Consider the following 7,231-nt stretch of genomic DNA (forward strand, 5'->3'; position numbering starts at 1 on the left):
GACCAGTGATTTCGTTATAATGTCCACTATACGTAAACAAGAGTCTCTAAGGAGAGGACGTTTGTGAAAGAACGCTATTATTTGGTCCGTGAGGATATTTTGCCCGAAGCGGTCATCAAAACGTTGCAGGTCAAGCAGTTGTTGGCCGTGGGGGACGCGAAGACGGTCCATGAGGCGGTGGCGCAGGTAGGGCTGAGCCGCAGCGCTTTTTACAAATACAAAGATGGAATTCATTTGCTGAATCAGATCGAACGCGAGAGTATCGTTACCATTTCGTTCGATCTGGAGCATCGCTCGGGGATTCTATCCAAAGTTCTGGCCCAAATTGCCGGAGCGGGCGGAAACGTACTCACGATTAATCAGAGCATTCCGCTGCAGGGCAGAGCGAACGTAGTCATTTCCGTGGAGACCTCCCGGATGACCGAGGATTTGGATACGATGATGGAAATGCTTCAAGGCATTCCGGGAGTCAAAAAAACGCAAATCGTCGGACAGGGTTAATGGCGGATAAATACAACCGGCACAGGGGCTAGGTTCCTGCCGGACAATATGATGAAGCACAGGAGGGGGCATATCGTGAAACCCGTTAAAGTAGGACTTCTTGGATTAGGTACGGTCGGTACCGGGGTGGTTCGCATTGTGGAGGGACACCAGGAGGATTTGAGCAGTCAGGTCGGTTCCCCGATCGTCATCGAGAAGGTCGCTGTCAAAAGTATGGACAAAAAGCGGAGCATCGAAATCGACCGCAGCAAGTTAACGGAGGATCCATGGGAAGTCATCCGCGATCCCGAGATCGATGTCATCGTCGAGGTTATGGGCGGGGTCAACGGGACGAAGGAATATATTCTTGAGGCGTTGGACCGCGGAAAGCATATCGTAACCGCCAATAAAGACCTTATGGCGCTATACGGATCGGAAATTCTGGCCAAAGCTATGGAGAAGCAATGCGACGTGTTCTACGAAGCCAGCGTAGCCGGGGGCATACCGATTATCCGGACGTTGATCGAAGGATTTTCCTCGGACCGGATCACAAAAATCATGGGGATCGTCAACGGCACGACAAATTATATTTTGTCCAAGATGAGTGAGGAAGGGGCTTCCTACGATGATGTTCTTCAAGAAGCCCAGGCCCTTGGCTACGCGGAAGCGGATCCGACCTCCGATGTGGAAGGGCTGGACGCCGCGCGCAAAATGGCGATTCTCGGTACCCTCGGCTTCCGCACCAATGTGGAGCTGCAGGATGTTCAAGTCCGCGGAATTTCGTCGGTAAGCAAGGAAGACATTTTATACGCGAAGCGGCTGGGGTATGAAATGAAGCTGCTTGGCATCGCGGATCGTCAGGATGACGAATTCAGCATCAGCGTTCAGCCGACCATGGTGAAGAAGAGCCATCCGATCGCCGCCGTAAACGGTGTTTACAACGCGGTATATGTCTACGGGGAAGCGGTTGGCGAAACGATGTTCTACGGGGCCGGCGCGGGTGAGATGCCGACGGCTACTTCGGTGGTAGCCGACCTGGTCGCCGTCGTGAAGAACTTAAAGCTGGGCGTGAACGGTCTGAAGGCCATCGTGCCTTACAAACCCAAAAAGCTGAAGAGCGATGAGCAGATTATGTTCAAAAATTTCCTCTTGCTTCAGGTTGCGGACAAAGCCGGGGTACTTGCTCAGATCACCCAGGCCTTCGCAGAGTACGAGGTGAGCTTGGAATCGGTCGTTCAATCGCCTAACGCGGACACGCCGGATGCCGAGATTATGATCGTTACCCATAATGCCAGCAAAGCAAGTATGAATCAGGTGCTGCAGCATTTTGAAACACTGGAAGTGATACGCCGGGTCAAAAGCGTATACCGGGTGGAAGGGTAACTTGCCGAGGACGACTCAGGACCCGGAATTCCAAATGTTAAAGGAGCTTCGCAATCATGAATGCCTTGAATACCTTTATAACGCAGCATATTTGTAAAGAATATAGTCGAGGTTGGTTATGATCCGGCGGGAAGGGGTGCGGGTCAAGGTGCCGGCCAGCACCGCCAATCTCGGACCGGGTTTCGACACGCTGGGCATGGCGCTTAATCTTTATGCCTGGCTGGAAGTCAAACCGGCGGACGCTACGGTGTTTCATTTATACGGCGACAATTTGGACGGACTGCCCAAGGACAAAAGCAATCTGATCTACAAGGTAGCCCAGTCCGTATTTACGGCGGCCGGGATCGCCGTGCCGGAGCTGGAAATTTCGATGTACTCGGACATCCCCCTGACGCGGGGATTGGGGAGCAGCGCCTCGGCCATCGTGGGCGCTCTCTATGCCGCCAATCTGCTTATCGGCTCGCCGTTGACGCGCGAACAACTTTTCGACATGGCCACCGCCCTTGAGCACCACCCCGACAATGTAGGCGCCTCATTGTACGGCGGGATCATCACCGCCGTTTGGGACGGTGTGCGCGCCACGGCGTTGCGGATTGAACCGCCGGAGGAGCTGGATGTGCTCGTCGCGATTCCCGATTTTCAGCTGTCGACTACCGCGGCGAGAGAGGCGCTGCCCAAGCAAGTGAGCCTGGGCGACGCGGTCTACAACGTCAGCCGAGCCTCGCTGCTGACGGGCGCTTTGGCTTCCGGAAGGCTGGATCTGGTCGCGGAAGCGATGCGCGATCGTCTGCACCAGCCTTACCGGGCGGCTCTTGTTCCCGGCATGGCGAGAATTCTGGAGGAGGCTCCCCGCCACGGGGCGATTGGAGCGGCGTTAAGCGGAGCCGGACCCACGATTCTGGCATTGACGAACCGCAACAACCGGCAGGGGGAGGAACTGCGGAATTTTCTGCTCGAAGTTCTCCAAAGCGAGGGGATTTCCGCCACAACTCTTTGGCTAAAACCTTGCACGCATGGAGCCGCCGAGATTACTATGGAACAAGAACGTTCATTTCTGGACATCGTTAAAGGGGAAGTAACAGCATGAAACAAATCGCTTTGCTGCCGGAGGGCTCGGTTTCACATGAGGCGGTGCTCCATCTGTTCGGTGATGAGCCCGTACAATTGCACCATTTTAAGCAAATCTCGGATGTGTTCTTGGCGACGGCCGCCGGAAAAACCCAGTACAGTGTCATACCTATCGAGAACACGATCGAAGGTTCCGTAAGTCTGCATATGGATTGGCTAGTTCATGAAGTGGACATCCCGATGCAAGTCGAATGGGTCTATCCCTCCATTCAGAACTTGATCGGAAGAAGGGAAGAATTCCAAACGGGCGCGGAGGGGACGATGGATTATTCCAAAGTCAAAAAAGTGCTCTCGCACCCGGTGGCGATGGCTCAATGTATGCAGTTTATCCGCTCGCATATGCCGTATGCCGAGTTGGAGCATGTGGGCAGCACGTCCGAGGCGGTGGAGATCGTCAGCCGGCATCCGGGGGCGGGATGGGCCGCAATCGGGACCACCTTGGGAGCGAAGCGGCATCGATTGGACATTCTGGCCGACCGGGTAACCGACCATAACAACAACTACACGCGTTTCGTGCTGATCGGGCCCGAGAGCTTGCAGGTCGGCTCAAACCGCTTCGAGCAAAAAACGAGCATTCTCGTGACCTTGCCGGAAGATTTTCCGGGGGCGCTTCACCAGGTGTTGTCGGCTTTTGCCTGGCGCAAGCTGAACTTGTCCCGGATTGAATCGCGGCCCACCAAGAAACGGTTGGGGAGCTACTATTTTTATATGGACGTACTGGCTCCGATGGACTCGGTACTGCTCCCTTCCGCCATCGGGGAAATTGAGGCGCTTGGTTGTCAGGTGCGTATTCTGGGCAGCTATCCCAGTTACACTTATGAAGGACTAAAATCGGAGGTGCAGCAATCATGGCAGAACAATGGATCTATCTAGACGGACAATTCGTGACAAAGGAAAATGCAAAAGTCTCCGTATACGACCACGGTTTTTTGTATGGTGACGGGATCTTTGAGGGAATTCGCATTTACAACGGCAATATCTTTAAATGTAAGGAGCATCTGGACCGGCTGTACGACTCGGCCAAATCGATCATGCTGAATATTCCGCTTACTTATCAGGAGATGGAAGAGGCTCTTGTTGAGACGCTGAAGCGGAATGAACTTCGCGACGGTTACATTCGCTTGGTGGTTTCGCGCGGGCCGGGCAACTTGGGACTCGACCCGAACCGTTGTCCGAAGGCATCGGTCATTATTATCGTGGAACAGCTGGCGATTTATTCGGAGGAGGCCTACAAAACAGGCCTGAAGACCGTTTCCGTGTCCACGAGACGCAACGTTCCCGATGCGCTCAATCCGAAGATCAAATCGCTGAATTATCTGAACAATATCCTGGTGAAAATCCAATCCAATCTTTCGGGTGCGGGCGAAGCCATTATGCTGAATGCCCAAGGGTATGTTACGGAAGGCTCCGGGGACAATATCTTTATTATCAAGAACGGCGTCATCACAACGCCGCCTTGCTATCTTGGCGCGCTGGACGGGATCACCCGCCAGGCGATCATTGAAATCTGTCATCAAAAAGGCTACAAAATTAAAGAGGAGCCTTTTACGCTGCATGATGTGTATGTCGCCGACGAAGTGTTCCTGACGGGGACGGCGGCTGAAGTCATTGCGGTTCGGGAAGTCGACGGCCGGATCATCGGCGAAGGACATGCCGGACCGATTACCTTGGCGTTGCTGGAGGAGTTCCGCAGCATCGTCGATAAAGACGGCGTTAAAGTATGGTAAGCCGCTGAACCTTAGAAGAAATCCTATTCTATCTCGGAAGAGACGGATAGGATTTTTTTATTTTCCCGGAGTCAAAAACCTGGGCATCTGCATAGGATGTATTAATTGGGCCCCGGGCGGTAGAATCACGTACCGGAGAAGATATTTAGGAGGTCTTTAGCGCGTGAAAATTCACATTGTAAAAAAGGGAGACACTTTATTCGAGCTATCCAAGAAGTATAATGTGCCCCTTCAAAAGCTGATTGAAGCCAATCCGCAAATCGTTAACCCGGAACAATTGAATCTGGGCGACAAGGTGAAAATTCCGGCGGCCGCGGTTCCGGTCGAAGGGGAAGGCTTCAACGTATACAAACATGTGGTGAAGTCGGGCGACAGTTTGTGGAAGCTTGCGAAAGCCTGGGGACTGTCTCTGCAAACTTTAATCGGGGCTAATCCTCAGCTCGGCGATCCCAATGATTTAAAAGTGGGGGACGTTATCAACATTCCGTCCGGCGGTTCGCAGTCGTCTTCGCCCGCGGGTCAAGACAACTCGAATAAACCGCCAGTTGTGTCCGGGGCTGCAGGTAAGAAAAACACCGCTCCCATCAAGGAGGTCAAGAAAGAGGAAAAGGTTGAAAACGTGCAGAAGGCGGAGGAAACGAAGCCGATTCCCGCTCCGGCTCCAAATGTAGAACCGGCCCCAGCTCCGGCTCCTTCCGCCCTCTCCGAAACGGTGCCGGCTCCTCCGATCAATGCGGAACCACCCAAGCCGCCTGTTCCGATGCCGACACCCGTTCAAGTAGAGATTGGCGTGGAGCATATCTCTTATGAGCCGATTTTTTACGAAAATATCAATATCCAGCCCGTCCAGTCCAAAGAGACGCCATGTCCGCCCAAGCCGGAGTATCCCGTCCTGCCGTCCCCGTACAATTACCAATTGGAGCAACCCACATTCACAGCTCCGGCTCAAGTTTATCCAAGCTCGCCTTGCGGCTGTCACGGTTCCGTACCTAAACATGAAAATGAACACTTATTCCATCAATATCCTATGGAAACGGAAAAAGCTTTTGCAAATTACGACTATCCTCATTCCATGGAACATTTGATGCCTTCCCAGCATGTTTACAGTGGGGAATATCCGGGGATTTCCAATGCACCCATGTATATGGCACCCGACAATATCGGGCCGGAAGTGGGAAGTTACGCTGTGGGCGACAATATGGAGAAACCATGGGAAAATAATATGCATCACGATAATATGTATCACCCTAATATGCACCATACCCATGAACCGGCTTGGCAGCAGCCGTGGTCGGGATATCCTACGCCGGTAAACGCTCCATTCACCCATGAAGCGCCCGGAGGGATTCAACCCTATAGTTGGCCGGCTCCTTACATTCCATCGTCGTGCTGCGGTCCTCAGCCTATTTACCATCAAGCGTATTACCCCACTGGAGAGAACTATCCGCATATGATGCCGATGCCGGAGCCGCACTATCCGGTACCCCCTTACGGAATTTCTGAAATGCCGGGCCAAGGAATGCACGGAAATTACGACATGCACGGGATGAAAGGGATGACGGGGCTGCACGGTATGCCGGAGATCCCCAATCAGCCGCATGTTCCCGTAGCTCCTCTTGGAGGCTTTGGCGCAACGGTGCCCGGTTACTTTGATCGTGAGGCAAATGCTCCTTCGGATCCGGTGACGGACCATGCGTGGGAGGCTAATGCGACAACAAGCCAGGCCAACGACTCTTCTGAGACGGCTAAAACTCGAACAAGAGAAAAATCCAAAACCAAAAAAGACGCCAAAATATCGGGAAGAACGATTCCGGGGAAAACCAATGGAAGTAAAAGAAGAGCATCCGGTTCTATCAAAAAGAAATCAAACTCAGAGATTCGCGGTGCAAAATCCGAGCTGCGAAACCCTTGGATTAACGGGTGATAGAAGAATAGATGTTTAAAAGCGGAGGTAAGCCCTCCGCTTTTTTTAATGATTTTTGAAAAAATCCAATAAATACTAGCATTTAATTGCTTGAGCCCGAAGTTGTTTTATGGTATATTAATTATCCCGATGAGCGGACAGACTTGTCGGATAGAAAGCTCGCTTTTAGAACTTAAAAGTTTTCTCGAAAAAGTGCTTGCTTTCTACGAAACGATATGATATATTATTTAAGTCGCCGCTGAAACACGGCGATAACGAAATGAACGAAGTTGATCTTTGAAAACTGAACAACGAGTGAGTATTAAAATGATGGGATTTAAATCGACCTTGTGTCGTTTGAAAATCCATCCTATGAGAATTAATTTTCTCGTCAGCAACTGATTGAGCTAAGGCTCTTTCGAATAAAGCATCACTCGGATGGAACACCTCATTACCTTCGGGTATGAGCCTCCTTCCGAACCTTTATTGGAGAGTTTGATCCTGGCTCAGGACGAACGCTGGCGGCGTGCCTAATACATGCAAGTCGAGCGGAGTTAATCGGGAGCTTGCTCCTGGTTGACTTAGCGGCGGACGGGTGAGTAACACGTAG

General features: G+C 52.1%; 6 protein-coding genes and 1 rRNA gene. All 7 read left to right on the forward strand.

From position 1 onward, the window contains the following. Positions 1 to 63: 63 nt before the first annotated feature. Positions 64 to 501 (forward strand): ACT domain-containing protein, encoded by a 438-nt coding sequence (locus tag LBW89_RS22890; protein WP_148457324.1) that lies wholly within the window; start codon positions 64 to 66, stop codon positions 499 to 501. A 75-nt stretch (positions 502 to 576) separates the two neighbouring features. Beyond that, the gene (locus LBW89_RS22895) at positions 577 to 1,863 is read left to right on the forward strand and encodes a homoserine dehydrogenase (protein ID WP_148457326.1); all 1,287 of its coding nucleotides are present in this window, start codon (positions 577 to 579) and stop codon (positions 1,861 to 1,863) included. 118 nt (positions 1,864 to 1,981) lie between these two features. Continuing rightward, positions 1,982 to 2,950, forward strand: a complete 969-nt coding sequence (gene thrB, locus LBW89_RS22900; protein WP_148457328.1) for a homoserine kinase — start codon at positions 1,982 to 1,984, stop codon at positions 2,948 to 2,950. Next, positions 2,947 to 3,864 (forward strand): prephenate dehydratase, encoded by a 918-nt coding sequence (gene pheA, locus LBW89_RS22905; RefSeq protein WP_148457330.1) that lies wholly within the window; start codon positions 2,947 to 2,949, stop codon positions 3,862 to 3,864. The genes thrB and pheA overlap by 4 nt, the downstream gene beginning before the upstream one ends. Then, positions 3,840 to 4,718, forward strand: a complete 879-nt coding sequence (ilvE, locus tag LBW89_RS22910; RefSeq protein WP_148457332.1) for a branched-chain-amino-acid transaminase — start codon at positions 3,840 to 3,842, stop codon at positions 4,716 to 4,718. Before pheA ends, ilvE begins: the two co-directional genes overlap by 25 nt. 163 nt (positions 4,719 to 4,881) lie before the next feature. Next, the gene (locus LBW89_RS22915; protein ID WP_211373358.1) at positions 4,882 to 6,642 is read left to right on the forward strand and encodes a LysM peptidoglycan-binding domain-containing protein; all 1,761 of its coding nucleotides are present in this window, start codon (positions 4,882 to 4,884) and stop codon (positions 6,640 to 6,642) included. Between the two features lie 462 nt (positions 6,643 to 7,104). Further along, a 16S ribosomal RNA gene (locus LBW89_RS22920) occupies positions 7,105 to 7,231 on the forward strand; the annotation flags it as partial.

The sequence above is a fragment of the Paenibacillus sp. alder61 genome, assembly GCF_020179875.1.
GTDB classification, from domain to species: domain Bacteria; phylum Bacillota; class Bacilli; order Paenibacillales; family Paenibacillaceae; genus Fontibacillus; species Fontibacillus faecis.